The organism is Sphingomonas chlorellae, from assembly GCF_056485145.1.
On sequence record NZ_JBQXXM010000005.1, the window covers coordinates 304,958 to 319,806 of the forward strand.

13 protein-coding genes are annotated in these 14,849 nt (G+C 69.1%); 2 read left to right on the forward strand and 11 right to left on the reverse strand.

Annotation, left to right across the window (positions count from 1 at the left end; translation table 11 throughout):
- Window positions 1-28: 28 nt before the first annotated feature.
- The 11 genes from ACT3CF_RS14920 to ACT3CF_RS14970 form a co-directional block, all read right to left on the reverse strand.
- Window positions 29-988 (reverse strand): GNAT family N-acetyltransferase, encoded by a 960-nt coding sequence (locus ACT3CF_RS14920; RefSeq protein ID WP_478424071.1) that lies wholly within the window; start codon window positions 986-988, stop codon window positions 29-31.
- Window positions 985-1,935: a polysaccharide deacetylase family protein gene (locus ACT3CF_RS14925; RefSeq protein WP_478424073.1), complete on the reverse strand. Its 951-nt coding sequence runs from the start codon at window positions 1,933-1,935 to the stop codon at window positions 985-987. Before ACT3CF_RS14925 ends, ACT3CF_RS14920 begins: the two co-directional genes overlap by 4 nt.
- A 122-nt stretch (window positions 1,936-2,057) precedes the next feature.
- Window positions 2,058-4,889, reverse strand: coding sequence for a DUF3857 domain-containing protein (locus ACT3CF_RS14930; RefSeq protein WP_478424074.1), 2,832 nt, complete (start codon window positions 4,887-4,889; stop codon window positions 2,058-2,060).
- Window positions 4,890-5,027: 138 nt separating this feature from the next.
- Entirely contained in the window at window positions 5,028-7,847 is a 2,820-nt protein-coding gene (locus ACT3CF_RS14935) for a DUF3857 domain-containing protein (protein ID WP_478424076.1), read from the reverse strand.
- 114 nt (window positions 7,848-7,961) lie between these two features.
- Window positions 7,962-9,884: an excinuclease ABC subunit UvrC gene (uvrC, locus tag ACT3CF_RS14940; RefSeq protein ID WP_478424078.1), complete on the reverse strand. Its 1,923-nt coding sequence runs from the start codon at window positions 9,882-9,884 to the stop codon at window positions 7,962-7,964.
- 59 nt (window positions 9,885-9,943) lie between these two features.
- Window positions 9,944-10,147: a hypothetical protein gene (locus ACT3CF_RS14945; RefSeq protein ID WP_478424080.1), complete on the reverse strand. Its 204-nt coding sequence runs from the start codon at window positions 10,145-10,147 to the stop codon at window positions 9,944-9,946.
- Window positions 10,148-10,298: 151 nt separating this feature from the next.
- On the reverse strand, window positions 10,299-10,940 hold the full coding sequence (locus ACT3CF_RS14950) for a F0F1 ATP synthase subunit B family protein (RefSeq protein ID WP_478424082.1): 642 nt from the start codon (window positions 10,938-10,940) through the stop codon (window positions 10,299-10,301).
- Window positions 10,933-11,424, reverse strand: coding sequence for a F0F1 ATP synthase subunit B family protein (locus ACT3CF_RS14955; protein ID WP_478424084.1), 492 nt, complete (start codon window positions 11,422-11,424; stop codon window positions 10,933-10,935). Before ACT3CF_RS14955 ends, ACT3CF_RS14950 begins: the two co-directional genes overlap by 8 nt.
- Before the next feature lie 66 nt (window positions 11,425-11,490).
- On the reverse strand, window positions 11,491-11,718 hold the full coding sequence (locus ACT3CF_RS14960) for a F0F1 ATP synthase subunit C (protein WP_478424086.1): 228 nt from the start codon (window positions 11,716-11,718) through the stop codon (window positions 11,491-11,493).
- Between the two features lie 42 nt (window positions 11,719-11,760).
- On the reverse strand, window positions 11,761-12,552 hold the full coding sequence (locus ACT3CF_RS14965; RefSeq protein ID WP_478424088.1) for a F0F1 ATP synthase subunit A: 792 nt from the start codon (window positions 12,550-12,552) through the stop codon (window positions 11,761-11,763).
- Between the two features lie 39 nt (window positions 12,553-12,591).
- Complete coding sequence (locus ACT3CF_RS14970; protein WP_478424089.1) at window positions 12,592-12,909, reverse strand: AtpZ/AtpI family protein; 318 nt, start codon at window positions 12,907-12,909, stop codon at window positions 12,592-12,594.
- 189 nt (window positions 12,910-13,098) lie between these two features.
- On the opposite strand from ACT3CF_RS14970, the gene radC reads away from it, so the two are divergent.
- Together radC and ACT3CF_RS14980 are read left to right on the forward strand one after the other, a co-directional pair.
- Window positions 13,099-13,794 carry a RadC family protein gene (gene radC, locus ACT3CF_RS14975; protein ID WP_478424091.1) on the forward strand — a complete coding sequence of 232 codons (696 nt, stop codon included), beginning with the start codon at window positions 13,099-13,101 and terminating at the stop codon, window positions 13,792-13,794.
- A gap of 84 nt (window positions 13,795-13,878) precedes the next feature.
- Entirely contained in the window at window positions 13,879-14,835 is a 957-nt protein-coding gene (locus ACT3CF_RS14980; RefSeq protein ID WP_478424092.1) for a phosphatase PAP2 family protein, read from the forward strand.
- The last annotated feature ends 14 nt before the right edge of the window (window positions 14,836-14,849 follow it).

The window sequence follows — 14,849 nt, forward strand, 5'->3', positions numbered from 1 at the left end:
CGCGCGGCCATGGCGGGGCGGCGCATCGTCATCGCCCGCGCCGCAGCCAGCGCAGATGCCGCGCGAGCCCCGCGCGCTGGGCCAGTCGCTTCGCCGCCGCCACCGCACGGTTGAACAGGCCCAGCGACAGCATCGTCGCGCGGTTGGCCAGGCTGGGGCGCAGCAGCAGCAGGTCGACACAGGCAATGCCGCCGCTGGCCAGCTGGCGCTTGTGCTGCCCCTCGCCCTCGGTGAAATCGAAACGGGCGAAGCGCCCCTCGTCGAACAGGTCGCGCAACGCCTCGAGCTGGAGCACGGTGCCGGGCGAGAAATCGTTGAACGCCGGGTCGTGGCCGACATAGGCGTAGAGCATCGTCTCGCCCTCTGCCGGGCAATAGAGATAGGCCGCCGGTTCGCCCGCGATGTAGAGCAGCCAGGCACGCACGCGATCGGCGGCGGCATCGGCACGCATCCGCGCGAGAAACTCGGGCGAATCGGGCAGCCCCGCGCCGAGCAGCCGTTCCTGATAGGTCCGCAGCGCGATCCGGCGCGCGACGTCGTGGAAGTGCTCGATCCCCTCCGGTGTCGCGAAGCGGCGCACATCGACTTCGCCGCCCGATTCGGCGGCGACACGGCGGACCTTGCGCCGCAGCCCCTGCCGGGTGTTGCCCGACAGCGAGGCGAACCAGCGGTCGAAGCCGAGGCCGAGGTCGATGAAGTAGCGCGTGTAGCGCTGGCGCACGAAGGGCAGCATCGCGCCCGACGCGGCGACGATGGGGTCCACCCAGGCGGCAGGGAGCGAGGTGATCGCATAGCCCTGGCCCTCGCGATCGAGCGGCGGCAGCAGCGGGAGCGTGGTGCCGAGCGCGGCGTCGAGCGACAGCCCGATCCGCACCAGATCGCGCTGGACCGCGACCAGCGTGCGCGCGCCGATTTCGAACCGCAACGCCACCGGCCGCGCCGCGCCGGCCCGGCCGGCATCGGCGGGGTGCAGCGGATCGGGCGTCATGGCGCGCGCTCTTCCACCATGTTCGACCAGAGCTGTTCGGCGTGGCGCATCCCCGCGCGCAGCCAGTTGGCACGCAGCGGCGCATCGTCCTGGCCCAGCGCCAGCACGGGACGATCGCGGAAATGACGGGTCACGAGCACCGCCTGCCGTTGGGCCAGCATCCGGCACAGCGATTCAAATCTTCGCACATGAACCGCGTTTGGTCGCGTTCCGGCCCGATTGGCAAGCTCGAAACTGTGCGAGACGACCGTAACCGCGGCATGGTTCGCCGCAACGGCGTGATCGAGCGCCGCCTGCATCTCCGAAACCGACAGCGCGCAGATCTGGAAATGGCGCAGCGCCCCGCCCGCCCCCTCGATCAGCGTGACCGGCACCTCGACGAGTCCGCAATGCGCGACCGGCGCGATCTGGCGCTGGGGGAGTCCGATGGCGCTCGGCCAGGGGTGGTGCGAGCCGTCATGGCTCGAATCATAGGCGAAATCGAGCGCGGCGAGCGCGGCAAGCGTCGCGTCGCTCGCCGAATAGGAGCCCGCACGAAAGGCGATCGGCGACGGCGCGCCCGCGGCTTCGAGCAGCGCGGCGGCACCCTCGATCAACGCGCGCTGATCGTCGGGGCTATAGTCGATCAGTTCGAACGAGGTGCCCGCGCCGCCGCACGGCCGCACGCGCGCCCAGTTGGGATGAAGGTGAAGCTGAACCTCTTGCCCCGCAGCGAGGATCAGTTCGACAACGCGGCGGATCGGATCGAGGCCATAGACGAGCGCGGGCATCGGATCGACGAAGAAGCAGGCGCGCAGGCCGTGCGCCGCGAGCCGTTCGAGCTGCCAGCCGATTCCAACCCCGGCGGGATCGAGCGACCGCTGCGCCACCGTCGCCGCGTCGAGCCCGGCGACGTGGTGGCGCCACATCAGCTCGGTATCGATCGTCAGGAACACGCTGGTCGGCATTCGGCGTTCGGCTCCGCTCCCCCGGCCCCGTCGGGCGACGGGAATCGGAAACAGCCGGGAGCGCCGTCCGGCCTAGCCGCCCGCCATGAACAAATGGCAAAGCCGCCGCGCCGCGCGCGCGTTCACGGACGGATGCCGTAGCGGGCGAACTGTTCGTCGATCCGCGGCGAGATCAGCCGAGCCGCCGCCAGGTCGGCATCGGCCCCCGGCGTCTTTTGCAGGCGCCCGATCACGCCGCGCATGAAAAGGCTGTCGGCCTGTTCGGTATTGGCGAGCAGCGCGGCGTCGAGATCGGCGCGCGCCTCGTCGAACCGGCGCATCCGGAAATGGACCATGGCCCGGCTGTCGAGCGACGCGCCCGAATTCTCGCTGAGTTCGATCGCCCTGTTGCAGTCGCGCAGCGCCTGGTCGAGTTCGCGATCATGCGTGCCGCGTAACCAGCAGCGCGAGTTGTACAGCCCGGGATTGCGCGGGGCCGCCGCAATCGCCTCGTCGAGGATGGCGAGCGCCCCGGCGACGTCGCCCGCATCGCCGAGCACGTCGGCAAGTCCGCGTTGCCACTCCGCCTTGGTATCGCCGCCGCGGTCGATGCGTTCGAGCAGCAGGTCGCGGGCGGCATCGACCTCGCCCTTTTCGGCCTTGATCCGGGCGAGCAGCAGGATCGGTGATTGGGCTTCGGGATCGAGATCGAGCGCAGCCTTGATGTCGGCGAGCGCCGCCGCCTCGTCGCGGAGCGTGTAATGGAGTTCGGCACGCTGCGCATAGAGATCGACGGTCGGCGCCAGTTCGATCGCCTTGCCGATGTCGCGCAGCGCGGCCTGCCGATCGTAGATGGTCTGATAGAACCAGGCACGGCTGACATAGCCGTCCGCCTGTTCGGGCTGTTCGGCAATCGCCTTGTCATAGCCGGCGATGATCGGAGCGAGCGCGCCGCCGGCGCGCGCGGCCTTCACCGTCATCCAGCGCCGGGCGGGCTCCGCCGCACCGACGAGCGTGAGCGGATTGGCCTTGATGCGCGCGACCTCCGCGCGCACGGCGGCGATCTGGCTGGCCGGCACCTCGCGGGCGCCGGTGAACACGCGATCGTCGACCGTCACGCTGTCGCCGGCGACGGTGACGCTGCGCGACATCAGCCGTCCGGCGATTTCGGCCGGGAGGCGTTGCTGCCCTTCGAGGGTATAGCCCTTGCCCCCGGCGGGGAGGCGAATTCGACGCGCGATGCGGACATCGCTGAGCGCACCGGCGGCGACCGGAATGTCGCGCCATGCCGAACGCGCGCGGTTGGGCGTGAATTGAAGATTGCCTGCGGTCTGGTCGAGGTTGATCCGTTCGCGGCCGCGCTGGAAATCCCAGTCGGGATACGCGATGCCGGATGCGCTCAGCGTCACGCCGCCGCTCGCGTCGTCATAGCTGATGCGATAGCCATAGGCGCTGTGCACGCCGAGCACTTCGGTGATCTGGCCGTTCACCAGTTCGGCGAGCTTGTCCTTGTCGATCTCGCTGCGGATGCTGCGGAGCATCTGCGCCATCTGGCCGTAGAAATCGGCGCGGAAATCGAACGGTGCGGGATATTCGGGGCCGGCGCGCGAATCGAGCGTCACCTGCACCGACTGGGTCGGCCGCACCGGGAGAGCGGCGACGGGAATCGGGATCAGCGTCGCCCCCTCGGCCCGGATCGGCAACGCGGTGCGGAATGCAGGAACATCGTCGAGATCCTCGAGACGCGTTCCGCTCTGCGTCCCGTCGAGCCACAGCGTCTTGCCGCCGATCACCGCACGGACGATCACATGATCGAATGCGAGCGGCGACGGCAGCCGCGATGCGACCAGATCGCCGCCCTCCATGCTGACCAGCGCCGGCTCTGCCTCGATCTGAAGCGCGCGGAGGATCGCGACGAGCAGCATCGACTTGGCCTTGCAATCGCCATAGCGCAGCGACCAGGTCTGCGTAGGCGACTGGGGAACGTAATTGCCGCTGTCCATCCCACGGAAAAGATAGCGCACCTGATCCTGGACCAGCCGCAGCGCCATCGCCGCGCGCGTGCGCGGATCGGACGAGGCCGCAGCGATCCGTGCCACTTCAGCCCCGAGCGGACTGTCGGGCGGGATCGTACCTTCGGTACGGTAATAAGGGGCCATCACGCCGGCGACGAGCGACCAGTCGCCGAAGCTGCTGGCCTCGACCAGCGCCATCGGCTTGTATCGCTGCGGCGCGTCCGCGGGGAGTTCGGGCGGCTTGGCGACGGGGAAACTGATGACGAGTTCGCGGTCGCCGTTGGGAAGCGTGCGCGGCTCCGCCGGCGCCGTCGCCCCCGGCTGCGCCGCGGCGACCGCCCCGGCGGCATAGCTGCGCCACTGGACGGGAAGCGAGGACGGCCACAGCAAGCGCGCGCGACCGAAGGCGACCTTGGCGGGGGCCAACAGCAACGGCGACGCGGTTGCGGACTGCCGGCCGAGCACCGCGTCCTTGCGCGTGACCGAATAGCTGAACTGGACGACATCGCCGACCCGAAGCCCCTCGAGCGCGAGCGTGGCGGTAAGCACGCCGTCGAGCGCCGCCTGCTCGAGCTTGCGTTCGCGCTGGAGGACGGTGAAGCGCGCGCCCTTGGCGAGCAGGTCGATCCGCTCTGCCCCGCGCAGGATCATGACCTTGTGGACGATGAGGTCGCCATGTGACGGATCCCATTGCAACGGCAGCGTCCCGGCCTCGGTGAGCATCTGCGGCGTGGTGATCCGCATCGCCGTTTCGGTGTAGATCGACGTGCCGCCGGGTTCGAGCCGCTGCTGGAAATCGAAGATCTGGAGCATCGGGTCGCCGTCGCCGAGCCGCGCCACGTCGAGCGGCGGTGCCGGAACGACCCAGGCGGGCAAGGGCTGATAAAGCGGCTTGTCGCCGGCATATGCGACCCCCGTGCTCGACAACAGCGCCGCGACCAGCAACTTGCGTACAAACATGATGATTCCCCCCAACGAAGGGAAATCTTCTAACGCCGCGCCGCGCAACTACAATCGAAAGCGCGATGTCGAGCACAGGCCGACGATCATCGTTGCGCTTCTTTTGCCGTTATCTTCGGCACCTTGCAGCCATGGGAATCATCCGGCGCGCAGGCCGAAGCGCGCATAGTCTTCGTCGATCGCGGGAGCGAGCAGCCGCGCGGCGGCGAGGTCGGCGGCCGCGGCCTGGCGATTGCCGCGCCGCGCCTCGACCAGGCTGCGCAGAAAGAGCGTTCCCGCGGCGCCCGGGCGCATGTCGAGCGCGGCCTTGAGATCGGCCATCGCCTCGTCGAGCCGGCCGAGCCGCAGATAGACGAGCGCGCGGCTGTCGAGCGCCTGGGCGGCACCCGATTCGCCCAGTTCGATCGCGCGCGTGCAATCCTTGAGCGCGAGGTCGAGTTCGGTCGCGTTGAGGCCGCGGATCCAGCAGCGTTCGTTGAGCAGCCCCGACGTGCCCGGCCGCTGTTCGACCGCGGCATTGGCTGCAGCGATGGCGCCGGCGGCGTCGCCGCTCTGCGACAGCACGTTCGCCTTGATCATCAGATAGCGGGGCGCGTCCCGCCCGCCCTGGTCGATGCGGTCCTGCACCAGCGCCAGCGCATCGGCCGTGGCGCCGGTCGTCGCCTGAAGCACCGCCAGCCGCGCGATCACGTCGGCGTCGCCCGGATCGAGTTCAAGCGCCGCCTTGAGGTCGGCGACCGCCTGTGCCCGCTGTCCGAGCGCGCGGTAGAGCCCGGCGCGCTCGACATAGACCTCCTTCGAAGGGGCGAGCGAGACGGCCTTGCCGAAATCGGCGAGCGCCTTGTCGCGATCGAACAGCAGCATCAGGAACCGCGCACGATCGACATAGCGCTGGGCATCATCGGGTTTGTCGGCGATGCGCTGGCCGAGCAATTCGAGCGCACGGTCGAAACGATGCGCGCGGCGCGCGGCGACCACGCCGGTCCAGGGCGGCGGATAGCCGACCGGCGAACTGATCCGCGGCGCGCGGTTGGCGAGGCCCGCGAGCGCCGCACGCAGCGGCGCGAAATCGGCGGGCGCGATCTCACGCCCGTTGCGCAGATCCTGGAGGCGGAACAGCACCGCATCGCCTTCGATTCGCGCCGAACGGATCGCGCGGCTGCCGCCGGGGAGCGTGACATCGACCGTGTCGGCGCCTTCGAGCGTGAAGCCCTTGCCTGCATCGGGGAGCAGGATGCGATAGTCGCTGATCGTGTTCATCGGCGTGCCGCCGGCGATCGGCACGTCCTTCCAGCTGGTCCGGCTGCGATCGGGGAGCGGCGCGGGCCGGTTGGGAATCAGGTCGAAGCGATAGCGATCGTCGCCGTGCCGCCAGCGTTGCAGCACCACCCCGGTAAGCGTGATCGTCGCCGACGCATTCGCGGCGTCGTAGCTGACGTTCGAATCGGCGAGCTTCCATTCGACGCCCAGATTGGGGAGCGCCGCCTGGAGCAGCGCGTTGCGGCCGTCGCGGTCGAGCCGCGTCACCGCCGTCTGCAACGCGCCCGCCGCCGCACCGCGCACGACCTGCTTCATCTCGAACACGGCAGGAAGGTTGATGCCGCCGCGCGCGTCGATCGTCAGCGTGGTTCCCGTCCGCGGCACCGCGGGCGCGCGATTGGGCGCCGCCAGCAGTTCCGCCCCGGCCGCGCGCACGGGCAGCACCCAGCCATAGGGACCGACATCGTCGAGGTCGGCGAGCTGGGTCGCCTGTCCGGTGCCGTCGAGCCACAGCGTCGTTTCGCCAAGATGCGCGAGCACGAAGACATGGTTGAAGGCGAATGCCGACGGAATCCGTTCGCGCACCAGGTCGCCATTGTCGAGATTGGCGAGCGCCGGTTCGGCCTCGACCCCCAGCGCATGGAGCAGCGCGAGCAGCAGCAGCGTCTTGGCCTTGCAGTCGCCATAACGCGTTTCCCAGGTCTGCGCGGGCGTCTGGGGAACGAGATTTCCGTTCTCCATCCCCTTGTAGAGATAGCGGACCTTTTCCTGCACCAGCGCGAGCGCGGCGGCGACGCGCTGGCGCGGATCGGATGACGCCGCCGCGATCCGCGCGACCTCGGCCGCGAGCGGGCTCCCGGGGGCGATCAGCCCGTCGGTGCGGTAGAGCGGCGCCATCACGCGCGACAGGCTGCGCCAGTCGGCGAAGCTGGAGAGTTCGACCGCGGCCGGGGGGGTGAAGCGTCCGGGTGCGGCGGGCGCACGATCGGGCTGGCGTGCGACGGGGAAACTGAAGCTCAGTTCGTGCCAGCCGCCGACGCGCGTCTCCACCGGCTTCGCGCCCTGCGGATAGACCTTCCAGTACATCGTCTGCCCTTCGGGCCAGAGCAGCCGCGACCGGCCGAACCCGAGCGGCAGCGGCTGGGCGAGCACCGGCGCCAGCGCGTCGACATTGCCCTGGAGCGCGGGGTCGCGCACCGTCACCGAATAGCGCACGTCGAGCACGTCGCCGACACGCAGCCCCTCGACCGCAAGCGTCGCGGTGAGGCGGCCGTCGAGCGCGCGCCGTTCGAGCGCGGTTTCACGGCGAAGGACGGTGAACGGCGCCGCGCCGCCACGCAACGCGTCGATCCGCTGGCCGTCGCGGAGAATGTCGACGCCGTGGACGATCAGGTCGCCCTGATCGGGTTGCCACTCGATCGAGACGGTGCCGAGAATGCCCAGTTCCTGGGCCGAGGCAATCCGGCTGGCGCGCTCGGTATAGCGCCAGACCTGGCCGTCGTTGAGTCGTTGCTGGCTATCGAGCACCAGGAAGGCGGGCGGATTGGGGCCTTGCGGTGCAAATGCCGATGGCGGGGCGGGTTTCACCCAGTCGGGCGCGGGCTGATAGAGCGGCTTGTCGCCGGCAAGGGCACCCGGCGCGAATGCCAGCCAACAGCACGACGCCAGCAGCGCCAGCGACCCATTACGCAACTTCATCGACGCCTCCCCACCCGGAAACGCCGGCGAGGAGGCGCGATTCCCGACACCGCGTCAAGCACTTCCGTTGCGTTCCGGCCAAAATTGCGGCCCGCTGCGGCCGCGGCCCGCGCATCAATGCGCGTGGAAGTGATCGTAGACGAGCTGGGCGACCGCGCGGCTGACCCCGGGCGCGCGCTGAAGGTCGTCGAGGCTGGCGTTGCGCACCGCGCGCGCGGTGCCGAAATGCAGCAGCAGGGCCTTTTTGCGCGCGGGGCCGATCCCGGGCACTTCGTCGAGCGGGCTGGCGCCGATCGCCTTGCTGCGCTTTTGCCGGTGGCCGCCGATGACGAAGCGATGCGCCTCGTCACGCAACCGCTGCAGATAGAAGAGCACGGGCGAATTGACCGGCAGCATCAGTTCGCGGCCGTCCATCAGGTGGAAGACCTCGCGCCCTTCGCGCCCGTGGTGCGGCCCCTTCGCCACGCCGACGAGGCAGACATCCTCGATCCCCAGATCCTCGAGCACCGCCATCGCGACGTGGAGCTGGCCGCGTCCGCCGTCGATCAGCACCAGGTCGGGCCAGTCGCCCTGCGCGCGATCGGGATCCTCGTTCTGCGCACGGGCGAAGCGGCGGCTGAGCATTTCGCGCATCATGCCGTAATCGTCGCCGGCGATCGTTTCAGGGCGCCGGATGTTGAACTTGCGATACTGGTTCTTGCGGAACCCCTCCGGCCCGGCGACGACCATCGCCCCCAGCGCGTGCGTGCCCTGGATATGGCTGTTGTCATAGATCTCGATCCGCTCGGGCGGTTCGGCGAGACCGAACAGTTCGGCAACCTCCGCAAGCAGGCGAGCCTGGGTGGTGCCTTCGGCGAGGCGACGGTCGAGCGCCTCCTCGGCGTTGCGGCGCGCCTGATCGAGCAGGCGGCGGCGCGGGCCGCGCTGCGGCACGCCGATCGCCACCTTGCGCCCCGCCCGCTCGGCCAGCGCCTGGGCGAGCAGCTTCAGATCCTCGAGATTGCGGTCGACGAACACGGTGCGCGGCGGCGGCACCTCCTCGTAGAACTGCATCAGGAACGCGCTCAGCACCTCGTCCTCGGGCACGTCCTGGGTATGCGCGGGGAAGAAGCTGCGGTGCCCCCAATTCTGGCCGCCGCGGATGAAGAAGGCCTGGATGCCCATCACCCCGCCCTTGCACGCAAGCGCGAAGATGTCGGCATCGCCCACGCCCTCCGCGTTGATCGCCTGGCTGCCCTGGATGAAGGTAAGCGCCTTGAGCCGGTCGCGCAGGATCGCGGCAAGCTCGAAATCGAGCGCCTCGGCCGCCGCCTGCATCTGTTGCCCCAGCTTTTCCTGCACCTTGGTCGATTTGCCGAGCAGGAAATCGCGCGCATCGTCGACCAGCTCGGCATAGGCGGGCTGGTCGATGCGGCCGACGCAGGGCGCGGAGCAACGACGGATCTGATAGAGCAGGCACGGCCGATCGCGCGTCGCGAAGAAGCTGTCGGTGCAGCTGCGCAGGAGGAACAGCTTCTGCAGCGCGTTGAGCGTCTTGCGGACCTGGCCCGCGCCGGCGAAGGGGCCGAAATAGTCGCCCTTGAAACGCCGGGCGCCGCGGTGGAGCTGGACGCGCGCATAGTCATGGTCGCGCCGCAGCAGGATGAAGGGGAAGCTTTTGTCGTCGCGCAGCAGCACATTGTAGGGCGGGCGGTAACGCTTGATGAGCTGCGCCTCGAGCAGCAGCGCCTCCGCCTCGTTGTTGGTCGTCACGATCGTCATCGACCGCGTCTGCGCGACCATGCGCAGCAGCCGCTTCGACAGACGGCTGAGCTGGGTATAGTTGGTGACGCGATGCTTGAGCGCGCGCGCCTTGCCGACATAGAGTACGTCGCCCCGGGCATCGTGCATGCGATAGACACCCGGCCGCGCCGGCAGCGTCTTGAGCACGTTGCGGATCGCGGCGACGCCGGTTTCCAGGTCGGGCGCATCGGCGCCGCGCACGGCGAAGGTGGCGGTTTCCTCGTTGAAGCGGTCGGGAGCGTGGGGATCGGTCATCGTCCCCCGCGATTTAGGGCGCCCGCGCCGCGCTGGCTACTGTTCGCGCGGCCAGCCGATCAGTGCGCGGCCTCGTTCGCGATGCGGTCGGCCTCGGCCTCGATCCGGTTCATTTCTGCGTCGGCGCGGGCGCGGATCTCGTCGGCGCTGCGGGCGCCGCCCCAGCCCTCGTGCAGCGCGTGGGCGACGAGCAGCGCGGCGAGCACCAGCGCCAGTCCGGCGCCGAAGCGCAGCCAGCCGATCGGGGAAAGCGGTCGTGCCATGGCGGCGGTCTAGCCGAGGCAACCGCCATCGGGAAGCCGCGACGCACGCCGAACGCCGCCGATGCCGGAAATGCAGAACGCGCGCCGGTCACAACGGACCGGCGCGCGTTCGGCGTGGCGGCGGACCGGCGCGAGGCCGGTCACGCAGACCTTAGTTGAGCCGACCGATGCCGGCGATCGTGCGGTCGACGATCGCCTTGTCGGCGTCGGGGCCGACGCGGTCGGCAAGCAGCGTTCCCGCCGCGGCAGTCGCCGCTTCGGCCGCCTTGGCGCGGACCGCCTGGATCGCCGCGCGTTCGGCAGCCGCGATCTTGTCCTCGGCCATCTTGGCGCGACGCACGGTGAGTTCGCGCGCATCGGCCTCGGCCTTGGCGAGCACGGCGCGCGCCTCTTCGTCGGCATGGACGAGCATCTTCTGCGCGTCCTGCTCGAGCGCAGCGAGACGGCGCGCATATTCGTCGCGCAGCGCCTCGGCCTCGCTGCGCAGATCGCGGGCCTCGTCGAGCCGGGCGCGGATCGCCGCGATCTGCTTGTCCAGCCCGCGACCGATGATCGCCGGAACCTTCTTGACCAGCAGCACGATGAGGAAGCCCAGCATCGCGAGCGCGACAAACGCCGGTGCGTCGAGCCCGAGCACGGTCGGCTCGGCATGATGCTCGGCGGCGTCGGTGGTCACGGCATGGATGCCTTCCTTGGGAAGCCCCATGCCCTTGCCCTTGCCGGCCGCGTGCAGGTTCGACGCCACCTCGGCATCATCCTGCACGACCGTCGACTGGATATTGTCCTCAGCCATTCAGCGCCGCCTTCACTGCATGCTCGGCCTCGGCGGCCGTGACTTCGACGCCCGAAAGGCGCGCGACGATGTCGCGGGCCGCATCGGCCGCCACTGCTTCGATTTCCGCGGTCGCGGCCTGGCGTGCCTCGGCAATGCGCGCCTCGGCAGCCGCGATACGGGCCTCGGCCTCGGCATTGGCCGCGGCCAGCGCCTTTTCGGCCGCGACATTGCCCGCGGCACGCGCCTCGGCAATACGCTTCTGCACGCCTTCGCGCGCGGCCTGGTCCTGGGCGCGCCACCGCGCTTCGGCCTCATCGGCCGCCTTGCGCGCGGCTTCGGCCGCCGCGAGGTCGCCCGCGACACTGGCGTCGCGCGCGTCGATGGTGGCCGCAACCTTGGGCGTGATCCACAGACCCACCGTCAGGAACACGATCCCGAAGGTCAGCAACAGCCAGAAGATCTGCGACGCGTAGGTAGCGGCGACTTGCTCGATTTGCGGCATGGAAAACTCGTCAGCTCGCCGCCCCGCCCCCGGCGATCACGCGCGGGGGCGGCAGCGGCAGGAAGGTCAGGCGACGAAGATCAGCAGGACCGCCACGACGAACGCGAGCAGGCCGAGAAGTTCGGCAGCCGCGAAGCCGATGAACATGTTGCCCTGCTGGCTGGCAGCGGCACCCGGGTTGCGCAGCGCGCCCTGGAGGAAGGCGGCGAAGACGTTGCCCACGCCGAGCGCGGCGAGACCCGCACCGATGGCGGCAAGACCGGCGCCGAGCAGCTTGAGAGCCTGTGCGTCCATTGAATTCACTCCTTCAAAGAAATCTCGTGGTTGGAAACGGGATCAATGATGGTCGTGCAGGTGCACGGCATCGTTGATGTACAGCGAAGTGAGCAGCGCGAAGACATAGGCCTGCACGCCGGCAACCAGCATTTCGAGCGCCGACACGCCAAGCATCAGCAGGAAGCTCGGCACGCCGATCAGCACGCCCCAGCCCGCGCCGGCATTGCCCGCGCTGACGATGAAGCTCGCCAGCACTTCGAGCAGGATGTGGCCGGCGGTCATCGCGACGAAGAGTCGCAGCGCCAGGCTGAACGGGCGCACCATGAACGAGATGAACTCGATGGGCGCCACCAGGATCAGCACCGGGATCGGCGTACCCTTGGGGACGAAGAGCGAGAAGAAGCGAAGCCCGTGCCGCGCAAAGCCGACGACCAGCACGATCGAGAAGCTGAGGATCGCAAGCACGCCGGTGACGGTGAAGTGGCTCGTCACCGCGAAGGGATGCACGCCGACAACGCCGAGCGGGATCAGCCCGAGCACGTTGGCGAACAGGATGAACATGAAGAGCGAGAAGACATAGGGAAGGAACTTGCGCCCTTCCTTGCCGATATTGGCGCGCAGCAGCCCGTCGATGAAGCCGGTGAAGGTTTCCACCATCATCTGCCACCGCCCGGGGACCAGCTCGCGCTTCATCCCGCCGAGCATGAACACCCACAGCGCCAGCACGGTCGCGCACATCCACAGCGCGGAGTTGGTAAAGGCAATCTGGTGCCCTGCAACATTGAAGCCGTTCCAGATCGATTCGATCTGGAACTGGTGCATCGGGTCGATCTTGCCAGATTCAGCCGCCACGTTCGCTCGCCCGCCTTCATTAGCCAAAGCGCCCGAAGGTTACTTCGAGCGCTGGTTCGAAATCCGAATGATATTCCTGAACGCGCTCACGATCCCGAGGGAAAGCAGCACGAGCAGGAGCCAAGGAGAGGTGCCCAGAAGCCGATCGAGCGTGAAGCCGATCAACGAACCCCCAACCATGCCCCCGATCAGTTCGGCCAGCACCCGGTTGCCGAGGCGATAATTGGCATCGCCCCCTGCCTGTGTACCGACCCTGATCGCCGCATCCTCCGCCTTTGCCCGTTCGAGCCGCGCATCGAGTGCGGCGAGGCGGGCATCTTCGGCGGATGCGTCCGGTCCGGGCTCTTTCTCAGCCATTTCGCTTCTCCATCGGGCCGATCGGATCGGCAGGATACAGCGCGAACGCCTCGAGGCGAGCCCGCCAAGGCAGGGGCGCTTTAGGAAGCGTTAGCGAGTGAGTCAACACCATGGCCCCAAACCGCGTGCCGCCCGGCGACGTTCCGCAGCCGGCATGACGGCGCGCGATTCGCTGTTATAGTCGCCGGCATGGCGGGGGAAAGAATCGCCCAGGCGGGCGACCATTCGGGGCATCGCGGGCGGCTGCGCCGGCGCCTGTTCGAGGGCGGGCCGGACGCGCTACTCGACCATGAGCTGATCGAATATCTGCTGGCGCTCGCCATCCCGCGTCAGGACACCAAGCCGCTCGCCAAGGCGCTGCTCGACGAATTCGGCGGGATCGCCGGGCTGCTCACCGCCGATGCCGAGGCGATGGCGCGCGTGAAAGGCATGGGGGAGACGAGCGTCGCCGCGATCAAGTCGGTCCACGCCGCGGCATTGCGGCTGCTCCGCGCCAAGGTGGCCGCGCGGCCGGTGCTCGCCAACTGGCAGGCGCTGCTCGACTATCTGCGCGCCGACATGGCGCATCACGTGATCGAGCGCTTTCGGGTGCTCCACCTCAACGCACGCAACCTGTTGATCCGCGACGAGCTCATGAGCGAGGGCACGATCGACGAGGCGCCGGTGCACGTTCGCGAGGTGATCCGCCGCGCGATCGACCTGGGATCGGCGGCGCTGATCCTGGTCCACAACCATCCCTCGGGCGACCCCTCCCCCAGCCGCGCCGACATCGAGGTGACGCGCCGGATCATCGAGGCGGGGCGACCGCTGGGCATCACGGTGCACGATCATCTGATCCTGGGCACGCAGGGCCATGCCAGCCTGCGCGCGCAGGGGTTGATCTGATCGGCGGCGGTCCGCCCGAGCAATCATTCGCGAAATCAAAGATTAACCCGCCTCTCCTAAGGATGAATACGGAGGGAGCGCCGGATGATCGACGGGATCCGTCGCGGGCAATGGGCCGCGATTCTGATCGGGACCGCATTGCTGGCGCTCGCACTGCCGGCCTTCGGGCTGGTGCCGACACGCAATTCCTGTGCAATGGCGATCGCGATCATGACGGTTGCCGTGGTGCTGCTGGCATGGCGCCGCCCGCCCGCCGAACTCCGCGCACCGCTGGCACTTGCCGAACCCTATCTGCTGTTCGCAGTGATCAGCCTTGTCACCGCCGCTGCCAGCTATATCGCCATGCGGAGCGGGCAGCCCTTTGTCGATCCGCTGCTCGACCGCGCCGACGCCGCGATCGGCCTGTCGTGGCCCGCGATCCGGCGGGCGGTGGTCGAACGGCCGGCGCTGCACGCGCTGCTCCAGTGCTGCTACCTCGCTTGCTTCATCACGCCACCGCTGGTGCTGGCGCTGCTGTGGCTGACCGGCCGTCACGAGCGCATGTACCAGCTGACCGCTGCGCACGCGGTCGGCGGCACATTGACCGTGCTGATCTTCAGCCTAGCGCCCGCCGAGGCCGCCTTCGCCTATTATGCCGGCGCGCTGGGCACCGGGGCCATCCCCGACAATGCGCGCGATTATGGCGAAGCGATCGCGCAGCTCCACCGCGCCGGGCCGGTCGCGATCGACCTTGCCCGGCTGTCGGGTATCGTCACCTTCCCCAGCTATCATGCGACGCTGGCGATCCTGATGGCATGGGCAGCCTGGCCGCTGCGCTGGCTGCGGTTGCCGAACCTGGCGGTACACGTGCCGATGTTCCTCGCCGCCGTGCCGATCGGCGGTCATTACGGCGTCGATCTGATCGGCGGCACCGCGGTGGCCGTGGTCGCGATCGCGCTGGCGACGCGCGGCACCCCGCGCCTGCGGACGACGTCCCGGGCGGGGCTTTTCCAGCCGACCCGCGGGCGCCGCGACGTTGCGGGGACCGGCATCGCCTGCTAGGGGCCGCGCAATTC